This window comes from Flavobacteriales bacterium (assembly GCA_020635795.1).
Taxonomy (GTDB): Bacteria; Bacteroidota; Bacteroidia; order Flavobacteriales_E; family Vicingaceae; genus Vicingus.
This window is the reverse complement of record JACJZD010000003.1, coordinates 130,503-151,790: the sequence shown is the minus strand read 5'-3', so window position 1 is coordinate 151,790 and position 21,288 is coordinate 130,503. Positions and strand designations below refer to the sequence as shown.

Annotated in this window: 23 protein-coding genes; 5 read left to right on the top strand and 18 right to left on the bottom strand. The window is 32.0% G+C overall.

What is annotated here, in order from left to right; all coding sequences use genetic code 11:
- Nucleotides 1-19: 19 nt before the first annotated feature.
- The 5 genes from H6589_09820 to H6589_09800 form a co-directional block, all read right to left on the bottom strand.
- Nucleotides 20-721, bottom strand: a complete 702-nt coding sequence (locus H6589_09820) for an outer membrane beta-barrel protein (GenBank protein MCB9174894.1) — start codon at nt 719-721, stop codon at nt 20-22.
- Between the two features lie 59 nt (nt 722-780).
- Nucleotides 781-1,689: a hypothetical protein gene (locus H6589_09815; GenBank protein MCB9174893.1), complete on the bottom strand. Its 909-nt coding sequence runs from the start codon at nt 1,687-1,689 to the stop codon at nt 781-783.
- A 104-nt stretch (nt 1,690-1,793) separates the two neighbouring features.
- Nucleotides 1,794-2,669, bottom strand: coding sequence for an NAD kinase (locus H6589_09810; protein ID MCB9174892.1), 876 nt, complete (start codon nt 2,667-2,669; stop codon nt 1,794-1,796).
- A 34-nt stretch (nt 2,670-2,703) separates the two neighbouring features.
- Complete coding sequence (locus tag H6589_09805) at nt 2,704-4,098, bottom strand: hypothetical protein (protein MCB9174891.1); 1,395 nt, start codon at nt 4,096-4,098, stop codon at nt 2,704-2,706.
- Nucleotides 4,099-4,106: 8 nt separating this feature from the next.
- Nucleotides 4,107-4,769, bottom strand: a complete 663-nt coding sequence (locus H6589_09800) for a CBS domain-containing protein (protein MCB9174890.1) — start codon at nt 4,767-4,769, stop codon at nt 4,107-4,109.
- A 71-nt stretch (nt 4,770-4,840) separates the two neighbouring features.
- Here H6589_09800 and H6589_09795 point away from each other — a divergent pair, with 71 nt between their 5' ends.
- Together H6589_09795 and H6589_09790 are read left to right on the top strand one after the other, a co-directional pair.
- Nucleotides 4,841-5,554 carry a pyridoxine 5'-phosphate synthase gene (locus H6589_09795; protein ID MCB9174889.1) on the top strand — a complete coding sequence of 238 codons (714 nt, stop codon included), beginning with the start codon at nt 4,841-4,843 and terminating at the stop codon, nt 5,552-5,554.
- Nucleotides 5,555-5,699: 145 nt separating this feature from the next.
- Complete coding sequence (locus H6589_09790) at nt 5,700-6,170, top strand: protease complex subunit PrcB family protein (protein ID MCB9174888.1); 471 nt, start codon at nt 5,700-5,702, stop codon at nt 6,168-6,170.
- Here the strand turns inward: H6589_09790 and tsaB are convergent.
- The 10 genes from tsaB to H6589_09740 all read right to left on the bottom strand — a co-directional run bounded on the left by tsaB (nt 6,167) and on the right by H6589_09740 (nt 16,175).
- The gene (tsaB, locus tag H6589_09785) at nt 6,167-6,871 is read right to left on the bottom strand and encodes a tRNA (adenosine(37)-N6)-threonylcarbamoyltransferase complex dimerization subunit type 1 TsaB (protein MCB9174887.1); all 705 of its coding nucleotides are present in this window, start codon (nt 6,869-6,871) and stop codon (nt 6,167-6,169) included. The two genes, H6589_09790 and tsaB, sit on opposite strands and share 4 nt — an antisense overlap.
- Nucleotides 6,868-8,082: an OmpA family protein gene (locus H6589_09780; GenBank protein ID MCB9174886.1), complete on the bottom strand. Its 1,215-nt coding sequence runs from the start codon at nt 8,080-8,082 to the stop codon at nt 6,868-6,870. Before H6589_09780 ends, tsaB begins: the two co-directional genes overlap by 4 nt.
- Before the next feature lie 66 nt (nt 8,083-8,148).
- Nucleotides 8,149-9,663 (bottom strand): gliding motility-associated C-terminal domain-containing protein, encoded by a 1,515-nt coding sequence (locus H6589_09775; protein ID MCB9174885.1) that lies wholly within the window; start codon nt 9,661-9,663, stop codon nt 8,149-8,151.
- A 31-nt stretch (nt 9,664-9,694) separates the two neighbouring features.
- Nucleotides 9,695-10,252 carry a DUF4924 family protein gene (locus H6589_09770; GenBank protein ID MCB9174884.1) on the bottom strand — a complete coding sequence of 186 codons (558 nt, stop codon included), beginning with the start codon at nt 10,250-10,252 and terminating at the stop codon, nt 9,695-9,697.
- Entirely contained in the window at nt 10,252-10,890 is a 639-nt protein-coding gene (locus tag H6589_09765; protein MCB9174883.1) for an OmpH family outer membrane protein, read from the bottom strand. Before H6589_09765 ends, H6589_09770 begins: the two co-directional genes overlap by 1 nt.
- 128 nt (nt 10,891-11,018) lie before the next feature.
- The gene (locus H6589_09760; protein MCB9174882.1) at nt 11,019-11,414 is read right to left on the bottom strand and encodes a DUF1987 domain-containing protein; all 396 of its coding nucleotides are present in this window, start codon (nt 11,412-11,414) and stop codon (nt 11,019-11,021) included.
- Between the two features lie 115 nt (nt 11,415-11,529).
- Nucleotides 11,530-12,237, bottom strand: coding sequence for a response regulator transcription factor (locus H6589_09755; protein MCB9174881.1), 708 nt, complete (start codon nt 12,235-12,237; stop codon nt 11,530-11,532).
- 17 nt (nt 12,238-12,254) lie between these two features.
- Complete coding sequence (locus tag H6589_09750; protein MCB9174880.1) at nt 12,255-13,301, bottom strand: histidine kinase; 1,047 nt, start codon at nt 13,299-13,301, stop codon at nt 12,255-12,257.
- A 16-nt stretch (nt 13,302-13,317) separates the two neighbouring features.
- Entirely contained in the window at nt 13,318-15,156 is a 1,839-nt protein-coding gene (locus H6589_09745) for a peptidase M61 (GenBank protein ID MCB9174879.1), read from the bottom strand.
- Nucleotides 15,157-15,320: 164 nt separating this feature from the next.
- A complete protein-coding gene (locus tag H6589_09740) occupies nt 15,321-16,175 on the bottom strand; it encodes a hypothetical protein (GenBank protein ID MCB9174878.1) in 855 nt (284 codons plus the stop codon).
- Nucleotides 16,176-16,402: 227 nt separating this feature from the next.
- Between H6589_09740 and H6589_09735 the strand changes: the two genes are divergently transcribed.
- The gene (locus H6589_09735; protein ID MCB9174877.1) at nt 16,403-16,828 is read left to right on the top strand and encodes a hypothetical protein; all 426 of its coding nucleotides are present in this window, start codon (nt 16,403-16,405) and stop codon (nt 16,826-16,828) included.
- Entirely contained in the window at nt 16,828-17,082 is a 255-nt protein-coding gene (locus tag H6589_09730) for a Smr/MutS family protein (GenBank protein MCB9174876.1), read from the top strand. Before H6589_09735 ends, H6589_09730 begins: the two co-directional genes overlap by 1 nt.
- A gap of 184 nt (nt 17,083-17,266) precedes the next feature.
- On the opposite strand, the gene H6589_09725 is transcribed toward H6589_09730, so the two are convergent.
- Entirely contained in the window at nt 17,267-18,808 is a 1,542-nt protein-coding gene (locus tag H6589_09725; GenBank protein MCB9174875.1) for a YifB family Mg chelatase-like AAA ATPase, read from the bottom strand.
- A gap of 6 nt (nt 18,809-18,814) precedes the next feature.
- Nucleotides 18,815-19,387: a D-sedoheptulose 7-phosphate isomerase gene (gene lpcA / locus H6589_09720; GenBank protein ID MCB9174874.1), complete on the bottom strand. Its 573-nt coding sequence runs from the start codon at nt 19,385-19,387 to the stop codon at nt 18,815-18,817.
- Nucleotides 19,388-19,490: 103 nt separating this feature from the next.
- Here lpcA and H6589_09715 point away from each other — a divergent pair, with 103 nt between their 5' ends.
- Nucleotides 19,491-19,937 (top strand): hypothetical protein, encoded by a 447-nt coding sequence (locus H6589_09715; GenBank protein MCB9174873.1) that lies wholly within the window; start codon nt 19,491-19,493, stop codon nt 19,935-19,937.
- Between the two features lie 67 nt (nt 19,938-20,004).
- Here the strand turns inward: H6589_09715 and kbl are convergent, their stop codons facing one another.
- Nucleotides 20,005-21,195 (bottom strand): glycine C-acetyltransferase, encoded by a 1,191-nt coding sequence (gene kbl / locus H6589_09710; protein MCB9174872.1) that lies wholly within the window; start codon nt 21,193-21,195, stop codon nt 20,005-20,007.
- Nucleotides 21,196-21,288 lie beyond the last annotated feature (93 nt).

Genomic DNA, 21,288 nt, shown 5'->3' with positions numbered 1-21,288 from the left:
AAATATGGTATTAATAAGCCTATTTTACAACAGGACACCTATCTGTTTTTGTTAAAATTTTATAATTAAGTGTTATTCCTGCAAAAGAGTACCAATCGTTGTTTTGAGAATTACTCAATTGATAATTATTTGAATATGTTTTCGATAAACCATCTATTTCATCTGTGAAAGTTTTACGCACTCCCCACTCGATATTTAAACCTAAGTTTCGAATAAAATCAAATTTTACTCCAACTCCAAAAGGAACAGCAGGAGCAATTATTGATTTTGATTCAGTAGTAGTATTTGAAGCATTATGTTTTAATTCTGGTGACACTCTAAAGGCAGCAACACCTATAAAAACAAATGGGGTAAATGGTGATGTATTGTAATTATTAATTTGATAGGGTAAAAAATTAAACTCCAATAAAGCCGATGCTTCCATAATTGAAGTAGAAAAAGATATTTGACGGAATTTATTCCATTCAGCACTAGTAAAATTATCTTCAGCCGCTAAATAACCATAGTTAAATCCATATCTCAGAGCATATCTTTTATTTAAATTTTTACGAAACAATACTCCTAATGCAGGACGTGGCTTATTTAAAAAAGGATTACTTGTGTTTAACTCGCCAATATAATAGGATGTACCAAAAAGAACACCAATTTCAGCATGTTGAGCTTTTGTTTTATTTTGAAATAAAAAAATTGAAAAGAAGAGAAAGAGAATAATTTTTCTCATGTAATATGTTGAAAATAATAATGTTGAACAGATAAAACGAAAAACCTACAATAAAATTGTTAAAACTTAGGCAAGTTTCTTCTTCTTTTTCCTGGTTTAAAGTTGATAGACACAATACCCATCATATAAGCGTCTTTATCATTTTTATCACCTCGTTGTTGAGCTACATCATAACCATTACTATACTTACCCGAAGGATCAGCAAAATATGCAGCCTCATCGCCATAAGCAGCTCTGATGTCAGCATTTTCATAATACACATCACTAACATCATCAATATAATCAGAAAAAGTTTTTCTCATACTTAATTCCAATCCTATTGACCACAATCCTTGACGAGTACTACCTCCCAAGTTTCTTCTTAAACCAATCCCATAAGGCATTACAAATGTAAATCCTGAGTATTGTTTTGGTCCACCTGGTAATCCTTGACCCTCTGTATGCATATTACGTAATGAAACCCAATCACCCTGAGGGTTACGAGATTGCGGATTATACCATATACCACCAATACCTCCAAACACGTAAACCTCAAATCTAAACCAAGATTTACCTCTTACACCACGCAACCTATACAGGTGACCGCTTTTTTGTTTTACCAACATATATTCACCTTGAGCTGATAACTCTAATATATGAGATCTAAAACTTAATTTTCTACTGTTACGAGCCGGTTCTTTTGTTAATGCATCGTCTCCTGCAACCATAACGTAATTAAAATTACCTCTCACAAACCAATCCTCTCCTAATTGATAACGATACCCTAAAACACCTCCCATTCTAGTCATTGATAGCTCAAAATCTCGTAACCCATTAGTTCCAACCTGATCAGCTCCACCTAAATCACCTAAAAAGTTAGTAGCTCCAATACCAAATGAATATTCCACACGGTTTCTCTTCCACTTTTGAGCACTACTCAAAGCTGGTAACAGTACAATTGTAAATAGTAGTATTACTAAATTTCGCATTCTATTTAACTCTTTAAAAATTAGAACAATTGCAAATATATTACTTTATTTTTTAAATACCCAAAATAATTAACAGACTAAGTATATATCCCTAATTTTTTAACCTAATTTCTTTTGTCTAAACCCCACATTAGCTTATTTCGAAGGGTACTTAAAAATTCATGATTTTTAAGTCTAACCAAGTTAATTTGTTGTGATGATTTTTTAATGATAATTTCTGAATTCATTGGTATTGTTTCAGACTTATAATCGAGTGCAATTAAACAATTATCTGCCCTACCTTCTATTTTTAATCTCACTTCAATATTATCAGGTATTACTAACGGACGAACATTTAAATTATGGGGAGCAATAGGAGTAATAATAATATTTCCCGAATTTGGTAAAACAATTGGTCCATTACAACTTAACGAATAAGCTGTAGAGCCCGTTGGTGTGGAAATTATTAACCCATCCGCCCAATAAGAGTTAAGAAAAACATTATCTAAATAGGTATGAATTATTATCATCGAAGAGGAATCTCTTTTTTGAATGGTAACTTCATTTAATGCAAAATTTAATTCTCCAAATGGGTGATCTTGCAAATCAACATCGAGCATAGAACGTGTGTCTAAATCATAATCTTTATTTAACACCTGTTCAATAGTTGCATCTATTTCATTACTTGAGGCTGATGTTAAAAAACCTAATCGACCAGTATTTATTCCTAAAATTGGGATGGTGAGTTTTTTAACAAAACTAACCGACTCTAACAACGTTCCGTCACCACCAACGCTAAACATGTAATCAACACCCTTCAATTCTTTCGAATTTTTAAAACTAACCAAAGGCGCTATAGAGGCCTCTTGTTTTTTTATTAACCCAACTAGCGGTTCATAAATTAAAACTTCAACATTTTTAACTGTTAACTTTTGTATTAACTCACAAACAAAAGCAGTTTGATTGTCAGATAAAATTCGGCTATAAATGGCTATTTTCAATTCCTTAATTTTTATGGAAAATTACTTAATTTGATTACAATGGTGCTACAAAGTGTATAAACAATCCTTGTTCACTTAAATTATTAAACGAATATTCGAAGCGAAACACCATATCGTAATAGCTAACAAAATCAATAGAAGCCCCACCACCAAACAGCCATTCTTTGTTTAAAAAATTTGAAAACCGCTCCCGATTTTCACTCACATAACCCCCATCAAAATAAGTACCTAAATATACCGATAGTGGTACTTTTTTAAATTGTTCGAATGGTAAAATATTAACTTTAAAAACCTTATTATCAAGTAAAGCGTACCTTAATTGAGTTTTAAACAATCCATAATGATTACCATTAATCACATAATACTCGTAACCTCTCACCAAAGTACTTCCATAACCCAACCCACCTAAAAAATAAAATGGTGGATTGTTTATTGAGGTTTTTCCTTTCACTAAACCAGCAATATATAAGCGTTTATCTAGTGGGATATATTTTCTATAACCAATGGAGAAAAAAGAATTATTGGTATTCTTATCAAAAACTCCCAAGCCATTTTGAGTAAACTGAAAATCATAGAAATAACCTTTGGTTGGGTAAGCTTTATTATTTCTTTTGTCTCTTTTTAAGTAGTAGGTAAAACTTAAAAATTCAATGTTGGTTTGATTTTTTTCCAAATAATTTGGATTATAAAACAACATAGAGTCAACTAAATCGACATTAGAGTATGAAACTTGAACACTGTGATTGTTGTACAACTTTGGTCTGAATTCGTAGGTTGCTTTGGTAAAAATTTCTTTCTTCAAGTACTTATCATTGTTTTTGTAAAACAATCTTCTGTTGTCTAATGTAGAAAAGTTTACTTCTCTATTTCTGCTATAGCTAAAACTTACACTCAACCCTTGTGTTTGTTTTTGATTTAAATATGGGATTGAATAACTAAACCCGACTTGTTCGGTATAACCTCCTTGAACTTTAACTCCAACCCGTTCTTTTCTTCCTCTAAAATTTTCTTTAACTACAAACATACCGTAATTGGCTCGGTCAAAATTTCGAGTTTGCCACCAAGTATTAAAATTGGTTTCTTGAATATCAAAAATTGGTAACGGCCACCAATACCATCGTTCCTCAACAGTTATATAAAGCGAAATATAGGTGTCATTAAAATAAACTGGCTCAATGGTGATAAAGTTAAAAAGCGATGTATTAAAAATATTGCTGTGAGCTCTCTCAAATGTTTTAGCCATTTCGTGCACCCAAATGGTATCGCCCAATTGAAAAGGCAACTCTCTAACAATAATATGCTCTTTGGTGGTTTTATTACCAATTAACTTTATTTCGTTTACAATTACATAAGCAGTAGAATCTTGTGCTATACTATTGTTGAGTAAAACAAAAAAGAAAGAAAGTAATGCCAGTTTTTTGCAAAGCATGCGAATGGTTATGGATTTAAAAACCTCATAAACTCATCATACCTATTTTTTAAATCTTGGTGATATTCGCTTTCGTTAAACGAAGCCGTAACGGTGTAATTAAATCTATCAAAGGTATGTAGAACTCTGGTAATATCGGTTTTGTTAATTTTTAACGTAACCTCAATTTTAGTCGTGTCTGGATGCGATGTAATAAACGAAGCCAATATTTTTGCATCGTCAGATTCCACAATTTTTGCAATTTCTGCCATCGAATAGTCAACTGCATTCATTTCAAGGGTTATAATACTTCCTTGATTTGCAACTGAAACTATTTCGGATAAATATTGTAAGATCTTTTTTGAAGTTATTAACCCCAAATATTCCGAATTTTCGTTCAAAACAGGCAACACATCTACATCAAACTCCACAAACAAACCTATTACTTCAAAAATATGTTGATTTTTAAATACAAAGGGTTTTTTCAAATCAAGTGAGTAAGTTTCTAACTTGTCTTCAATGTTATTTCTATCCAACAAATCGGTTTCTTCAATAATTCCAATGTATTTTTTGCTTTTTACCACAACCATATCCTTCACCTTAAACTCTTCCATCCATTGCAAAACTTTACTTCCGGTATCCGAAGGTTTTAACGGTGGTATTTCGTACGATATTAATTCTGCAGCAATCATATTGTTATTGATGAAAGTTTTACCTTTGTTTTGTAAACCTACTATTTTAGTTCAAAATTACCAATTAAAACATGACAAAATTAAGCGTAAACATCAATAAGGTTGCAACTATTAGAAATGCACGTGGAGGCAATATTCCAAACCTCGTTCAAGTGGCAATAGATTGCGAAAAATTTGGAGCAGATGGCATTACGATTCATCCCCGACCAGACGAACGACACATCCGTTACTCCGATGTTTATGATTTAAAAAAAGTAGTACAAACCGAATTTAACATTGAAGGTTTTCCAAACACAACATTTATTAATTTGGTATTAGAGGTAAGACCAGAACAAGTAACCTTGGTTCCAGACCCTCCTGGGGTTTTAACCTCTAACGCTGGTTGGGACACCAAAAAACAAAAAGATTTTTTAAAAGAAGTAATTACCGAATTCAATTCTAATGGTATTCGGACTTCTATTTTTGTTGATACTAAATTAGAAAATATAGAAAATGCAGTTGCAACAGGAACAAACAGGATTGAACTTTATACTGGTCCTTATGCCGAGTATTTTAATAAAAACAAAGAAAAAGCCATCAGCGATTTTGTAAAAGCAGCAAACCTTGCTAATAAATTGGGATTAGGCATTAATGCTGGACACGATTTAAACCTAGAAAATCTTGCTTATTTCAAACAAAACATTGTTAATTTACAAGAAGTTTCAATAGGGCATGCTTTAATTTCTGATGCTTTGTATTATGGATTAGAGCAAACAATAAAAAAATACTTATCTTGCTTACAGTAAATAAATGACATACTATGAAAACTATTATCAAAGCAACCCTTTTACTATTAATTATTGGATTGGCGGTTTCATGCTCTAACCCAAGAAAATGTGGCAACAAAAAAGGAATTAGAACCCCTATGGGTGTAATGTAAAAAATATATTTATGCGAATTATAGTTGTGATTTTTCTTTCTATTATACTTGCTTCTTGTTCTTCTACCAAAAACCAAGAAACATCCAAACACATAGATTTTAAGTCTGTTTCAAAAAACACAAATTCAGGTTTTGAAAAGTTAACCGAACAGGTTATTCAAAACAAAACCGATTTTGAAAAAGCTTGGGCTATTGCTTGGTCGCATTTTTCCGACCCAACTCCATTACCTGCAATTAATTTTGAAAACGAAACCGTTGTTTTAGTAGCTTTAGGCATGCGAAACAATGGCGGATTTCAACTCAACATCAATACTGTTCATGAATTGGGTAATGAGCTAACCATTAATTATACCGAAACAACCCCAAACCCAAAGTGTAGCAATACTCAAGCTATTGTTTTTCCTTATGAGTTTATCAGTATTCCTAAAACTTCAAAAAAAGTAACATTCAACTCTTCACAACAAGTAGGAAGTTGTAATTAAACTTTATTCTTTGGCGTGGTTGCCAAAAACTCTTTTAGGTAATATGGTTCAAAATAAGCAATATCTTCAAACTGTTGTTTATTCAATTTTTCCAAAGCCAATTGGTTGATGTATTTAGCCGATGGCTCAACATTATCAATAAAAACAGCATTTTTATGTCCGCTAAGCAAAGTTTTGCATTTTTCAGCTCCATCACCAAAAAATACCACTTTGTGTTCTTCTAAAACTTTTACAAAAGAGCTTTCATCCATAACTTTTGCTGAAATAGGCTCAATCATTTCCAAACTTGAATTGTACAAAGCGGTATAAACCTCCATTCGTCGAGCATCTATCATAGGGCAAAAAAGAGTAACCCCTCCCAAATCCTCAACGAGAGGGTGGGAGTTGATAACCGATAACGCTAATGCTTTGAGGGTATCAATAGCTATTAATGGTTTTTCCAAGCCATAACACAACCCTTTTGCAGAAGAAACGCCAATACGTAAACCTGTATAAGAACCTGGCCCTTTACTTATCGCTATTGCATCTAGTTCGTTGAGTTTTATTTTGGCTTCGTTACAAGCCAATTCAACAAAATGGTTTAGATTTTCGGAGTGAGAATATTCTCCACCAGTTTCTTTTAACGCTAACAACACACCATCTCTACTTATTACCACACTGCACATTTTTGTGGCAGTTTCAATTCCCAAAATCAAGCTCATTTCGATATTATTTTTATTTCTACCCTTCTGTTTGCAGAGTGTTCGTCTTCTATTTTTGGATCAGGGTAAATCATTTTTGAATTACCATAACCGGTACATTGTAGTCGACTCAACTCAATCCCATTCGATGTTAAATAATCTTTAACAGCATTTGCTCTATCAATCGACAACTTTTTAAACTCATTATGATTGGATTGTCCAGGACCGTTTACATGACCTTCAATTTCAATTTTAACCGATTTATTTAATTCCATAAAATTTAGCAAACTCTTTAAAGAGCTTTCTGCTGTTTTCAAAAATTTATCGCTGGCTGGCTGAAATTGTATATCATCTAAACTCACGTTTTTACCTTCAACAATTCGCTCCAACGCAACAGCCTGATGAAATTGGTCTTTCGATTTGTTAATGTTAATTTTTGTGGAATACAACATATAACCTTCGGTAGCAACGGTTAAATTTATTCGGTACATTGTTTTTTCAATTATTGCTTGATAGTTAGTGATGTTATTCAACTCCACATTTTCTTTTCGCAACCCACTTATGGTAACATTTGCCGATATAGGTTGCTTGGTTGCAGCATCGCTAATATCAATGGTAAAATTAAGTTTTGGAGTGTCTTTTATTTCTTCCACTTTTACTTGTTCAACAACAGGTTCAACCATTTTTTTAACTTTTGGAAAATGCAACAACAAGGTATGATTGCTATTCGCTTTTTTAGGATTGTTAACCACCAACACAAACTCATCGCCTTCTTTTGCACTCACATATTTGCTATAGTTGTTATTTACGCCTGGCATTGAAAATTCTTGAGTAGAAGTTAACGATAAACCTGTGGTCGAACTCCTTGATAAATTAGCTCGAATGGGTTTTATTCTGTTGGAGTCTATTCTACGACAAAACTGACTTTTATGCTCAAACAATAAAAAATCCCAGTCATCCAATTCGTTGTTCGAAACAATATCAAATGTAAAATTTCCAGTTGCCGGTACTTTAAACAAATACCAAATCGAATTAGCTTCTTCAGGAAATGAAGAAATGTCGTCGTTAAAATTATTTTTAAACTCTAATTTTTGACCAAAACCACTAATATTTTTTGCTTGATAAATGGTGTCGGTTAGTTTCAACAACTTATCGCAATCTGCGTTTTGGGCAAACCCAAAACTCCAATTAAAAAGAAAAAGTGTGAGTATTATTTTAAAATGTTGGCTCATAATTAAGATTCAAAAATAAATCATTTCTACTCAATCTTCAAGTACAATGCCAGTTTGGTTTATTTTTTAACGAATTAGGGTAACTGTGCCTCTTTTTTGATATTCGTCGCCAGTATTAGATTTGAATTTTATCAAGTACACATAAGCTCCCATTGGCAAGTTATTACCCGAGTTATTGAACTGCCCATTCCACCCTTCATCTCTATTAGTTGTTTCAAAAACTTTTTGTCCCCACCTATCAAATATTAAAAATTGATACGAAGCCAACTCAAAAAATATTGTTGATGGCTTAAAAGTTGGGTTAAATGGACTTAAAGGCTCAAAAGCATTAGCAATATACATAAATGGTTCATGCTTAACACAAACCTCAGCAGACGAACTTGTTGCCATTGGTAGATTATCAACGTGAATTGTATTTTGCTCTATTGCTAAAACTTTATAACAAAACTCACCAGTACCTTGCAATTCGGTAGAAACATCATCAACATAATTATTTACAGTAGAAGCTGCAGGTATAGTCGCCACTAGATTAAAACTCATTTCGTCTTTTGACTGTCTATAAATTAAATATTCTTTTACCCCTCCTTGCCAACCATCATAATACGTCCAATTTAACTTATTGGTAGAACTAGCAATGTCTTCAACAACCGTTAATATTATGGTTTGAGCAATATTTGATGTAATTTTTGATTGGTTACACTGATTTACTGCTTCAATTTGATAGGTGTACGAATTATTTTTTGCATCTACACTTTCGTCATAATAACTAACCATGGGATTCATGCCCTGAAAATCAGAAACGGAATGAATAGTAGAAAAAACATTATCATTGGTTAATGCTCTTTTTATGTTGTAGTATTTTATATCTGCTGCGGTATCAACATAAAATTGAACCAAGATTTGGCTCGAGTCAATTACAGTTCCAGTAAAAAGATATAAAAATGTAGGATTTTTTAGAAAATTACCCGAAACATCAACAATATTAGATGCCGATGTAAATGGACCTGCTCCACCGTTTTCTATAGCTCTAACAAAAAACTGATAATTGGTACCTATTACCAAGCCACTGTAGAAATATGTTAGTGAGTTAGTTGTAGCTATGGGTATAAATCCTGCACCATTAATATTTAAATACACTTGATAAAGTACATTGGTTCCCGATACAAAATTATCATAAGCACTCCAATTAAGTGTTGTTGAAGAACTGCAAATATCTATTTGATTAGTTAATTCAATTGGATGTTGTGGGTTAGCTGCAAAAGGACTTATACCTATTCCTGTTCCACAATTTGCAACAACTCTAATTTCTTTAATTTGATATTTAATGATGGTGTCATAAGGTATGATGAAAAAATAGGTTGTATTATTTACAGAATTTAAACTATCGTTGGCTGATGTATTAGGGTTAACTACATAAATATCATAGGTAATTATTCCTGCATCTGGACTTGGTTGCCAACCAACAATAACATCTCCGTTTGGCAAAACCGAAACAGTATCAACTACAATTTCAGTTGTACATTGAGAAAATCCTGTTAAGGAAGAAACCAATAAGATTAATATGAAGAGAATTTTTTTCACAACAATTTACAACAGATGACTTCTATTGTTTTTAATTACTTTTTTCTGACGAAAAAAGTAACTCACCTTTTTTCAATTTATTGTATCTATCAACCAAAATAGCAAGTAATTTACTAAACGTTTGCATAGCTTCTTTGGTTGAACTGCTAATTTCTGATTGCTTTAATTTTAACATTAAAAATCCGTACAATGCAATAAGACAAGCTTCAATCTCGGAGTTCGCCTCGGTAGATTTAACCATAAAGTTTCGGATATTTTCTTTCGCAGCAATATAAGCATTTTGATAATCTACATCTTGTATGGTGGTTAAAAGCGAATTATGTAAATTATTCAGTTCATCCAATTGTTTTACAAGAAAGCTCAAATGTCCTTTTTCTGATTTGCCTTCTTTCAGCATTTGTTCAATTAAATTCTGATACCACAATTTAATGTCGTATTGTGTTTCTTTAGGCACATCAAATTTTGATATAATGGTATCATTAATTTGAGTTAAATCGAAATTATTTGAACGGATAATGTCTTCAATTTGCCACATGTACAAAATGTACTCGGCAATATTGGTTTGTTTTTTATGTTGTGCAATTAACATTATTTTTTTGTCGATTTGGCTTTATATTCAGCGTTTAGTCCATCAACCACATGTTGTGTAATATCAATTTCTGGTTTAAAATCTAACACGATGTTACCCAATTGCGATGCTCCAATAATGATATCGTAATTTGTTGTTTTGTTATGTTTTTGGATGTAAGCCTGAACAGTTTTTTGAAATTCGTCATTCAATTTTGCTTCTTCTTCTTGGAATTTTCCAGCAAAATCTTCTCTTAATTTGTATAGTTTTTGTTCTTCTTCAGCCAATTCCTGTTGTTTCATTTGTCCTTCAAACTGTGTCATGGTTGAAGCTTTTTGTTGGAAATCTTTCACTTTTTTTTCAAACGCACCCATTTTACCAGCAATTTCAGACTCATACTTGGTTTGTTTTGCTTTAAGTTTTTGAATTAATACTTCATAAAAATCATATTTATCTTGTAATGAATCAATATTGATATACCCAACATTTGCAAATCCATTTTTTGAAATAACAGGAGAAGCTGGCTCAACATTATCCTCTACAACAAGCTCATCAGTATCGGCTGGAGCACAGGAACTAGAGCAAGAAAAATGTAAATAATAGAGCACTGCAACTGCAATAGCCAAAACTATGTTTATAATTAAAGAGGTATTCTTCATGATAGCATTTAATTTAAAATTGAAATACAAAGTTGAGCAATATAATTAAGATAGAGAAACTTAATTGCTATTTTTGAATGTGTAAAGAAATTTATAACCTAATGATTTTAAATCGTTTAAAGATTAAATTAGTCTATTTCGTGTTCAACTGATTTGCAAACGAAATTAAAAGGCAAGTTAACCATACAAGCATAATCCTCGCCAACCTCCTTCATGTCGTCGTCTTCTACCGAAAAGCTCCAAGAAACTTCAATGTTAGAGCCATTGTTTCTTAATTCGTTGAGTGTATATAGAACAAATAGAATACGTTTAGAAGAAACGATATTAAAGTACTCTAAATCAAATTGAAAGGTAATAGGTGTATTAATTTTTCCGTCTAAATTTTTCAACCAATCAATAACAGGGTCATAAAACTGGTCAACTTCTGTGAAAACAGATTTCCCTTTTATATAAAAAATATTCTCGCCTAAATCGAATCTAATTTCAGGGGTTGAATCGGTTGCTTTTACATAAAATGGTTTCATTATAATGCTTTAAATGAAATATAAATTTAGAAAAAAAATAACGATAACCACTATTTTTTATACCTAATTACAAAAATGAAAGATTAAACACACTATATTTAAGATAAAAACTTATTTACAAGCTCTTCATATCTTTAAGTTTTGATGCCTGTCGTCTCGATATTTCAACTTTTGCTCCCGTTTTAAGCTTAACCATTAAGCCTCCATTAAACCAGTTTTCTATGCTTTCAATCCAATTTAAGTTAATGATGAACTTACGGTTGGCTCGAAAAAACACATTTTCATCGAGCTTGTTTGCTAAATTATTTAATGATTTAAGAATCAATGGTTTATTGTTATCAAAAAACACTCTAACATAATTTCCCTCCGATTCAAACATTGGCACATCTGACAACTTAACAAACCAACAACGCTCACCATCCTTAACAAATACTTGATCGTTTAAGCCTAATTTCTGACTGTTGTTTTCAATAAAATCGTTAGAATTGAACTTATTTATAGCTTCCTCTAAACGTTCTGACTGAATTGGTTTTAGCAAATAATCGAGTGCATTTACTTCAAAAGCTTTAATTGCATACTCATCATAAGCTGTTACAAAAATAATTTCGGGAATATAATTTAGTTCTTCCAACAATGCAAAGCCATCTTTACCTGGCATATTGATATCTAAAAATACCAAATCAGGCTTATGCTTTTCAATATTTACCAATGCCGATTGTACACTATCACATTCTGCTAACACCTCAACATTTGGAAATTTTGCTAGCAAACTCTGCAACTCTTTACGCGCTAACCTTTCATCGTCTACAATAATTACTTTCATAATTGTTCGTTTTTGTTTTACAGTTGAGTTTTAGTTGGAATAATTAATACTGTTTTTACTCTACCGTTTTCATTTATTATAGAAAACTGTGCTTTATCGCCAAACAACAATTGCAATCGTTGTTTAGTGTTTACAACTCCGAAACCCGTTTCTGGTTGATGATTTTCATCGTAAAACCCAGAATTGTAAATCGTTACAGTTAAAACATCTTTATCTAACCTCGATTGTATATCAACAACACCTCCCTCTGGTAATTTTGATGTGCCATGTTTTATTGCATTTTCAACCAAAGTTTGAATCATTAACGGAGGAATTAAAAATGTTTCAGTATTCGAATCAATTTTTTTTACGATGGTTAATTTTTCTTCAAATCGAGTTTTTTCTAAACTTAAGTAATCATCAACAATTTTTAACTCGTCGCTTAATGGAATTAATTTTTTCTTTCCAATCATTAACGAATTTCTTAATACATTAGATAATTGAGTTATAGCATTTTTAGCCAATTGTGGATCCTCATCAACCAAAGCCCTAATGCTATTCATCGAATTAAAAATGAAATGAGGGTTGAGTTGAGATTTTATTTTATTCAATTCAATTTCATTTCGAGCTGCTTCCCAACGTAAATTTTTAATCTCTTCTTTTTTATAATTGTTGATGAAATGAAAAAGAAAATAAAGTAACGACCATAGTAAAAATAACAACGACCAATTAATAATTTTTGGGAAAGCATCAGCCAACAAAAACGAATATGCCTGACCGATGATTAAAACTTCAAGTACTAATGTTTGAATAAAATAGACTATAATACCTACAACAATAACTCCAATAAAAACCCTTGGAATTAAGTTTGAAACCGACAATTTCATCCAATTTAATTTGATGATTATTCCACGGTAAAAATGAGAAATAGATAAGCCTATAAAATAGATGGATAACAAACTAAACAACAATTCTGTGGTTACGTCATTACCATTTAACTGATTAAAAACACCCACAATTAAAACATAAACCAACCAGCCAATAATTTGAGCTATCCAATAAAGTCTATTTTTGTTGAGTATCAATACTATTGTTTTTTAGTTACATTTTAGTATTCAACCAAGCTTTTTGAAGCGTAAGCTGTTGAGGCGTAGCCGATGGATTAAATTCTATAAAATATTTCTTTGTTTTTTCTACCAACATCGCTTTCGATTTTAAAGTTACGTTTTTTGATTTACCCTTTACTTCACGACCCACAACAACTTCTATTTTATCTCCTTCTTTTAATGTATTCTTAAGTCTAGCCAATTCTGTTTTAACATTATCAGCTGTAATTTCAACACCATTAATCGAATAAATAATATCATTGTTTTTATACCCCAACGATTTTCCGAACTCATCCATATTACCAGTATCAACCACATAAATTTTATCAATTTCCTCATTATAACTCATTGAAGCACCTCCCATTGATACCTCTTTTACAGTTACATTTGTTTTATAGGTTATTCCAACTTTATTTAACAACTCCTCTAAAGGTAAAGAGCTTTCTCCTTCCACATACATTTTAAAAAATTCTCTAATTTTTTGGGATGATAAACTGGCTATTTTATCAAACAGTTCTTCATCTTTAAACGATACATTTTTACCATATTCCTTCGATAACATTGCCATCATATCTTTCATACCCATCTCTCCTTTAGAATACTCTCTTAACAGAATATCTAAACACATTCCTATTAAAGCTCCTTTTTGGTAAACATTACCATATTGTTTTTCATGTTCGTCTAAACAACCTAAGCTCATGGCAGTAAAAGGCAGATTATCTTTGTAATAACTGGCTCCCTTAATTTTATCTTGAATTACTTCCAAATATTCATCTTTTGAAATCAAGCCTTCATATACCTGAACGTGTCCAGCAAAATATTCTGTAACCCCTTCATACATCCATAAATGTTTCGACATTTTTGGGTTGATGTAATCAAAATCACCAATTTCTTCCGAATGAATATTTAATGGAGTTACAATATGAAAAAATTCATGAGCAGCAACATCGATTAAAAATCCTGAGATTCTTTCAGCAGTCATTTCTGGTAAGTAATAAAATGACGAGTACGAATGCTCTAAAGCACCACTTCCACCTGAACCACTTTGTCCTGCATATAAATATATAATAAAAGCATACTTATCGATAGGCAACTTACCTCCCAAATAATTTTTTTGAGCCTCTAAAATTGAAGCAATATTTTTTGCAATTTCTTTAGAAGTAACCGTTTTGTTTTTTGCATAAACAGAAATTAATATATCGGCACCACCAACTTCTATCACTGTGGTATCTGGCACATTATACATTATGGGTGAATCCACCAAATCCATGTAATTATTCACATAATACACATCTTTATTTCCTATTGTTTTAATATCGGTTAAACCTGTTGCTCCATAAAAATTATCTGGTCGAGTTACGGTTAATTCATACTTCAGGTTCTTTAACCCATCAAAATATCCAAAAAAACCATGATTATTTAACACAATGTTTTCATCCTTTTCGATATTAGTCCCTCCTGGTTCAAAAACCAAATCTTTAACTTTTGCATCCCATGTATCTTCTACCCAATAGGAGATTTTTGCTAAGTTTTTAGCATTATCTATTTCCCATCTGTTGTCATCCAATCGTGTAACACTCATGGCATACCCTTTTTTATCAAATGCCTCAAAATCCATTGAATATTGCCCAAAATCATAAATCCTATATGTACCTGGAACCATTTTGGGTATGTTATAGATGATTTTATCCAATTTAATCTCTGGTGCATCCAAAAAGACTTGTACCATATCGTTATTAACCTTGGTTAAATCTATACTAAACTTATAGGCAGCATTTTGAGCCCACGATATTGTAGTAAAAAAAACAGCAAAAAAGAAAATGACTTGTTTCATAAATAAGTATTATTTGTTTGCTACAAATATATGTTTGATTAACCACAAGAACAATGTTAATACACCAGTGGTTATTTAGATATACAAAAGGAAAAATTTAGGTTTTTATAAATAGAAAGAGGAGGCAACTGCCTCCTCTTTCTATTTATCTTGTTAAGCAATTTCTAATTCATTGCAAAAGTAAAAGTATTACCTGCAATTGTAACCGTTGCAATATTATCGCAATTACCACCACCAAAATTAACTGTTCTAGTCAATAAGCCACTTGGCACAATATCAACAGTACCGCTAACTAACCATCTACAACAAATTTCTTTTCTTAATGGCGAAGTAATATTAACAGAATACGATTTACCAACTCTATTAACGCCTGTTGCAGAACCAGTTATCAAGTAAACATCGTCACAAAGCCCAAGTAATCCAGGCGTAGATTCACCCGCAACCCATTCATTGGTTCTAGTTGAACTCCAAGTAGTATAACCGCCTGCAGGAAAAGTAACTTTACCGTTTGTTACCTGAACAGTAAATGAAAGGTTTCCAGAAGAGTTTCGTCCATTATTTGTTATGGTTTTTGTTCCTTCAATTAAATGATCGTTGATGTAATAATTTTGAGGTTGAACAGTTAGAACGCTTCCCGCATTCACATATCTATCAGTAAGTGTTACTGATATTACACCTCGTCTATTTACTCCATCGGTTCCAGTACAATTTGTTGTTCCAAAATCAATAGTCATTGTTTTAGGCCAATATTGCGCAGAGTCAATCCAATTAGGACTAATACTAACTGTAGCGCATGTTCCAAAGAAAAAACCTGCTTTATTTGTATTTCCTTCATCTTTTGCTGCTTCTTCGACAACCTTCTTTATGTCATCAAACATATTTTGAGATAAGGCATTATCTTGAGCCGAAGTTGTTTCATTATCAATTTTTTCTTCTTCTTTGTCTTTCTTACACGAAAAAGTGACTAAAGAAACTGTTAACATCAACAAAACTATTATACTTAAATTCCTGTTTTTCATATTTATATCATTTAAATTAGGTTACGTAAAAATATGCATTTTTAATAAAATACAACACAAATACATTGCCAAAATTGAATACTTTTGTTTAAGAATAAAAAATGATTGGCATTGTTGTTGATATTTTAAATCTAAAATTGTATTTTCACGCTGAAGTTTCTGTAAATTTTGAAACTAAAACATATCTAAACCGTACAATAGCGTAGGAATTACTAAAAATTAAAGTTATGAAAAAGCTAGTTTTAATATTTACTGTACTTCTCCCCTTGTCTTTTTTCGCACAAAGTGCTAAAGACATTAATACAGTTATCCAAAAAACTCTAGACCTACATGCATTAAAAGATTATTTTAATGATGACGAGAAGAATGGTCAGACACCTATAATTATTATTAACGACGATAAAATCCCAAATAACTTAATTGTATTTAAATTTAACAAACGAGTTAAAGTAATGACTTTTGAAGAAATGGAAGTATTTAAAAGTATTTACCAAGGAAGTTTAGATAGTTATTTTGTTTTTGAAATTATGGACTTTACTGATGACCAAGTAACCATAAAAGCTACGTTTAGAAAAAATGAAAAAATTGCCATCAATGTTAACATGAAGAAAGAAAACAACAATTGGATGGTTACCAACTCTAAAGCTGGTTAATGAGCAAATCGGTGCTTGATTTACACGACATTTTTAACAATTCAAAAAAAATTGAAGCATCATTAAATGATGCTTTTTTTGATGCCATTGATTCCAAAATAAAAACTTTAGAAATTATTCATGGTAAAGGAAGTGGACAACTCAAAAAACGAGTGATACGATTTTTGAATTTACCTGAAATAAAAAGCAAATATCATCGATTAGAAAAAGACAGTAAAAATTTTGGACGTACTTTTGTTCACTTCAAACATTAACTATGTTTACCGACGGACAAAAAATATTTGCTATACTTTTTATTGTTGCTTTTATAGTAATAATTGGTTTTCAGTTTTATAAAGATCAAAAACGCAATAAAACCTTATTTAAAGGCACTTACTGGGTACTTATCACCATTTTTGGAGTTATACTTGGCTATATTATTTTGACTAAGTTTTTACATTAACCCGCCCAACCTTCTCTATCTAAACTTCTAAATTGTATGGCTTCCGCTAAATGGCTGGACTCAATTTTGGGTGCATTTTCCAAATCAGCAATGGTTCTGGCTACCTTTAAAATTCTATCGTAAGCTCTTGCCGATAATCCGAGCCTATCCATAGCTGTTTTTAGCAATGTATTTCCGGCTTCATCAATCACACAAATTTCTCGTAATTGTTTGGAAGTCATTTGAGCATTGGCATAAATTCCTTTACTACCTTCAAACCTTTTTTCTTGAACTTGGCGAGCTTTTATAACTCTTTCTCGAATTTGACTACTACTTTCACCTTTATATTCGTTTTTACTCAATTCATTAAAAGTTACAGGTGTAACCTCTACGTGTAAGTCAATTCTATCTAAAAGCGGTCCTGATATTTTACTCAAGTATTTTTGAACCACTCCTGGTGAGCATACACATTCTTTTTCGGGATGATTATAAAACCCACATGGGCAAGGATTCATTGATGCTACCAACATAAAACTTGCAGGATAATCAACCGAAAATTTTGCTCTTGATATGGATACTCTACGTTCTTCCAATGGTTGTCTTAGCACTTCTAAAACAGTTCGTTTAAATTCTGGTAACTCATCTAAAAATAAAACGCCATTATGAGCCAATGATATTTCTCCCGGCTGTGGAAATCCACCTCCACCAACAAGAGCTACATCTGATATGGTATGATGTGGGCTTCTAAAAGGACGAACACTAATTAAAGAGGTTTCTGCAGCCAATTTTCCACTTACAGAATGAATTTTTGTTGTTTCTAATGCCTCGTGTAAAGACAAAGGCGGTAAAATGGTTGGTAATCGTTTCGCTAACATCGTTTTACCAGCTCCTGGCGGACCAATCAATATCACATTATGACCTCCAGCGGCTGCAATTTCTAATGCTCGTTTAATATTTTCTTGTCCTTTAACATCCAAGAAATCAAAATCAACACTATTTAAATTTTCATAAAATTCTTTTCTAGTATCAATTTCTGTTTTTTGTAGCGAAGTTTCTTCGTTAAAAAAATCAATTAACTCTTTTATATTTTCTATTCCAAAAACGTCAATATCATCAACAATTGCAGCTTCTCTAGCATTTGCTTTAGGCAAAATAAATCCTTTAAATCCTTCTTTTCGAGCCTGTATACCAATGGGCAATGCTCCTTTTATTGGTTGTAAACCACCATCAAGCGATAATTCTCCCATAATTAAATAATCGCCTAATTTCTGTTCGTTTATTTGTCCTGAGGCAGCTAATATACCAATTGCTATGGCTAAATCGTATGCCGAACCTTCTTTACGGATATCGGCTGGAGCCATATTAACCACCGTTTTTTTACCCGGCATTTTATAGCCTACATTTTTTAGAGCAGACTCAATTCGTTGCTGACTTTCCTTAACAGCATTATCGGGCAAACCAACCATAAAAAACTTCATTCCTCTATCCACATTTACCTCAATGGTAATTGTGATAGCATCAACACCTACAACAGCACTTCCAAAAGTTTTTACTAACATCGGTTACTAAATGTTTTCTTCTATATAATGAATTAAAGAATGAATTACTTTGATGTGAATTTCTTGAGCTCTATCAGCATATTTAGAATGTGGTGCACGAATTTCAACATCACAACTAGATGCTAGTGCTCCACCATCTTTTCCTGTTAAAGCAACCACTTTCATTCCTTTTGCCTTTGCTACTTCTACAGCTTTCATCACATTTTTTGAGTTTCCACTCGTACTAATTGCCAAAAGCACATCTGCTTTATTCCCTAATGCCTCAACATATCTGGAAAAGATTTCATCAAAACCATAATCATTACCCACACAAGAAATATGAGACGGGTCAGAAATTGACAAAGCTGGAATTGCTTTTCTATTTTCTCTAAATCTACCTGTTAACTCTTCTGCAAAATGCATAGCATCACACATTGAGCCTCCATTACCGCAAGAAATAATTTTTCCACCACCAGCTATAGCACTTGCCATTAATTTTCCTGCTTCTGCAATTTTTAGTAAATTACCTTCATCATTTATAAATTGGTCTAATAGTTGCTTTGATTCAAGAAAATTATTTTTAATACTATTTAAACTCATAATATTGAGGTGTTATTGGAATTAAATAAAAAATATGACCCTCAAATTTAGATAATAAATAAAGTATTTTTATTTTTATGGACACTTTTAAGATTTTTGACTTATGAAAAAATTACTATTAAGCACTTTACTATCGGCTTTTACCTTAATTAGCTACTCACAAAACCAATCAGAAGAGCAAGTCACTTGCTATCAAAAATATGCCGAAGTTTTTGAAAAAAGAGGTGCTACAGATGTTGCAGACGGAACTTATGATGACGTTATTATTACTTTTAGAAAAGGTAGTATGGCCGATTGTTTTTATGGAAAGGTTCATGTTAAAGGAGGCAACATAAATCCCGAAGAAATGTTTTTAAAGTTTGAAGACAATACTTATGAAAGAGTTGTAAGAAAATATAGATATCCAGACCAAGCGATAAACATTATCAATGGTATGAGTCAAACTATTGTAACTGTTGAAGATGAGTTGATTGACATTTTATTTATCAAAAAGATAAAACCTAAAAAGAAATCTTATGTTAAGGCAACTGAGCCTGACTTTGATTTTTAATGGATGATAATTAAAAGAAAGAGGCTTACTAAATGGTAAGCCTCTTTCTTTTTGAATTGAAATTTAATTATTTAATAACCCCTAATTCTTTTCCTATTTTTTCAAAAGCGTTAATTGCCTTATCTAAGTGTGCTTGAGTATGAGCAGCTGAAATTTGCACTCTAATTCTAGCTAAATCTTTTGGAACAACTGGATAAAAGAAACCAACGGCATAAATACCTTCCTTTAATAATTTATCAGCAAATGTTTGAGCTAGCTTTGCATCATAAAGCATTACAGGTACAATTGCCGAATCTCCATCTCTAAACTCTAATCCAATTTTACGCATTCCATCTTTAAAATATTTGATGTTCCACTCTAATTTATCTCGTAATTCTGTTGTGGAACTTAATAAATTAAACACCTCAATTGCTGCTCCAACTATTGCAGGTGACAATGAGTTTGAAAACAAATATGGACGTGAACGTTGACGCAACATATCAATGATTTCTTTTTTACCAGATGTAAACCCTCCCATTGCTCCACCTAACGCTTTACCTAAAGTGGAAGTGATAATATCTACCCTTCCCATTACATTGTTGTACTCATGCGTTCCTCTACCTGTTTTCCCAATAAAACCAGTTGCATGAGAATCATCTACCATCACCAATGCATCATACTTTTCAGCTAAATCACATATCTTATCAAGTTTTGCCACATAGCCATCCATCGAAAAAACACCATCTGTAACAATAATTCTATTGCGTTGTGCTTGAGCTTTTTTTAGCTGTTCTTCCAAATCAGCCATATCGCTATTTTTATACCGATATCGATGAGCTTTGCACAAACGAACTCCATCTATTATAGAAGCATGATTTAGTTCATCAGAAATAATTGCATCGTTCTCTCCAAAAAGTGGTTCAAATACACCTCCATTTGCATCAAATGCAGCAGCATACAATATGGTATCTTCCATTCCTAAAAAATTAGAAATTTTTTCTTCTAATGTTTTATGAATATCTTGAGTTCCACAAATAAATCGAACTGAAGACATTCCATATCCATGAGTATCTAATGCTCTTTTTGAGCCCTCAATAACTTTAGGGTGTGACGATAATCCTAAATAATTATTTGCGCACATAATTATAACTTCTTCGCCAGAGTTCACTTTCACTTGTGCCCCCATTGGGCTTGTTATAATTCGTTCTTTCTTATATAAACCTGCTTCTTCGATTCTTTTTAATTCTTCTTGAAGGTCTTTTTGGAGTTTTCCGTACATAATAAAAATTTAAAAGAACAAACTTAATTAATAAAGTATAAAAACATGACAAATGACATAATTGAATCTTATATAATTATTAATTTAGTGTTA

Bases quoted from the DNA above. Each gene is read 5' to 3' on its own strand.
- H6589_09815 (MCB9174893.1), bottom strand. From the start codon at position 1,689: ATGCGAAATTTAGTAATACTACTATTTACAATTGTACTGTTACCAGCT.
- H6589_09730 (MCB9174876.1), top strand. From the start codon at position 16,828: ATGAGCAAATCGGTGCTTGATTTACACGACATTTTTAACAATTCAAAA.
- H6589_09715 (MCB9174873.1), top strand. From the start codon at position 19,491: ATGAAAAAATTACTATTAAGCACTTTACTATCGGCTTTTACCTTAATT.
- H6589_09740 (MCB9174878.1), bottom strand. From the start codon at position 16,175: ATGAAAAACAGGAATTTAAGTATAATAGTTTTGTTGATGTTAACAGTT.
- H6589_09770 (MCB9174884.1), bottom strand. From the start codon at position 10,252: ATGTTAATTGCACAACATAAAAAACAAACCAATATTGCCGAGTACATT.
- H6589_09735 (MCB9174877.1), top strand. From the start codon at position 16,403: ATGAAAAAGCTAGTTTTAATATTTACTGTACTTCTCCCCTTGTCTTTT.
- H6589_09800 (MCB9174890.1), bottom strand. From the start codon at position 4,769: ATGATTGCTGCAGAATTAATATCGTACGAAATACCACCGTTAAAACCT.
- H6589_09755 (MCB9174881.1), bottom strand. From the start codon at position 12,237: ATGAAAGTAATTATTGTAGACGATGAAAGGTTAGCGCGTAAAGAGTTG.
- H6589_09760 (MCB9174882.1), bottom strand. From the start codon at position 11,414: ATGAAACCATTTTATGTAAAAGCAACCGATTCAACCCCTGAAATTAGA.
- lpcA (MCB9174874.1), bottom strand. From the start codon at position 19,387: ATGAGTTTAAATAGTATTAAAAATAATTTTCTTGAATCAAAGCAACTA.
- H6589_09725 (MCB9174875.1), bottom strand. From the start codon at position 18,808: ATGTTAGTAAAAACTTTTGGAAGTGCTGTTGTAGGTGTTGATGCTATC.
- H6589_09745 (MCB9174879.1), bottom strand. From the start codon at position 15,156: ATGAAACAAGTCATTTTCTTTTTTGCTGTTTTTTTTACTACAATATCG.
- H6589_09820 (MCB9174894.1), bottom strand. From the start codon at position 721: ATGAGAAAAATTATTCTCTTTCTCTTCTTTTCAATTTTTTTATTTCAA.
- tsaB (MCB9174887.1), bottom strand. From the start codon at position 6,871: ATGAGCTTGATTTTGGGAATTGAAACTGCCACAAAAATGTGCAGTGTG.
- H6589_09790 (MCB9174888.1), top strand. From the start codon at position 5,700: ATGCGAATTATAGTTGTGATTTTTCTTTCTATTATACTTGCTTCTTGT.
- H6589_09780 (MCB9174886.1), bottom strand. From the start codon at position 8,082: ATGAGCCAACATTTTAAAATAATACTCACACTTTTTCTTTTTAATTGG.
- H6589_09795 (MCB9174889.1), top strand. From the start codon at position 4,841: ATGACAAAATTAAGCGTAAACATCAATAAGGTTGCAACTATTAGAAAT.
- H6589_09805 (MCB9174891.1), bottom strand. From the start codon at position 4,098: ATGCTTTGCAAAAAACTGGCATTACTTTCTTTCTTTTTTGTTTTACTC.
- H6589_09765 (MCB9174883.1), bottom strand. From the start codon at position 10,890: ATGAAGAATACCTCTTTAATTATAAACATAGTTTTGGCTATTGCAGTT.
- kbl (MCB9174872.1), bottom strand. From the start codon at position 21,195: ATGTACGGAAAACTCCAAAAAGACCTTCAAGAAGAATTAAAAAGAATC.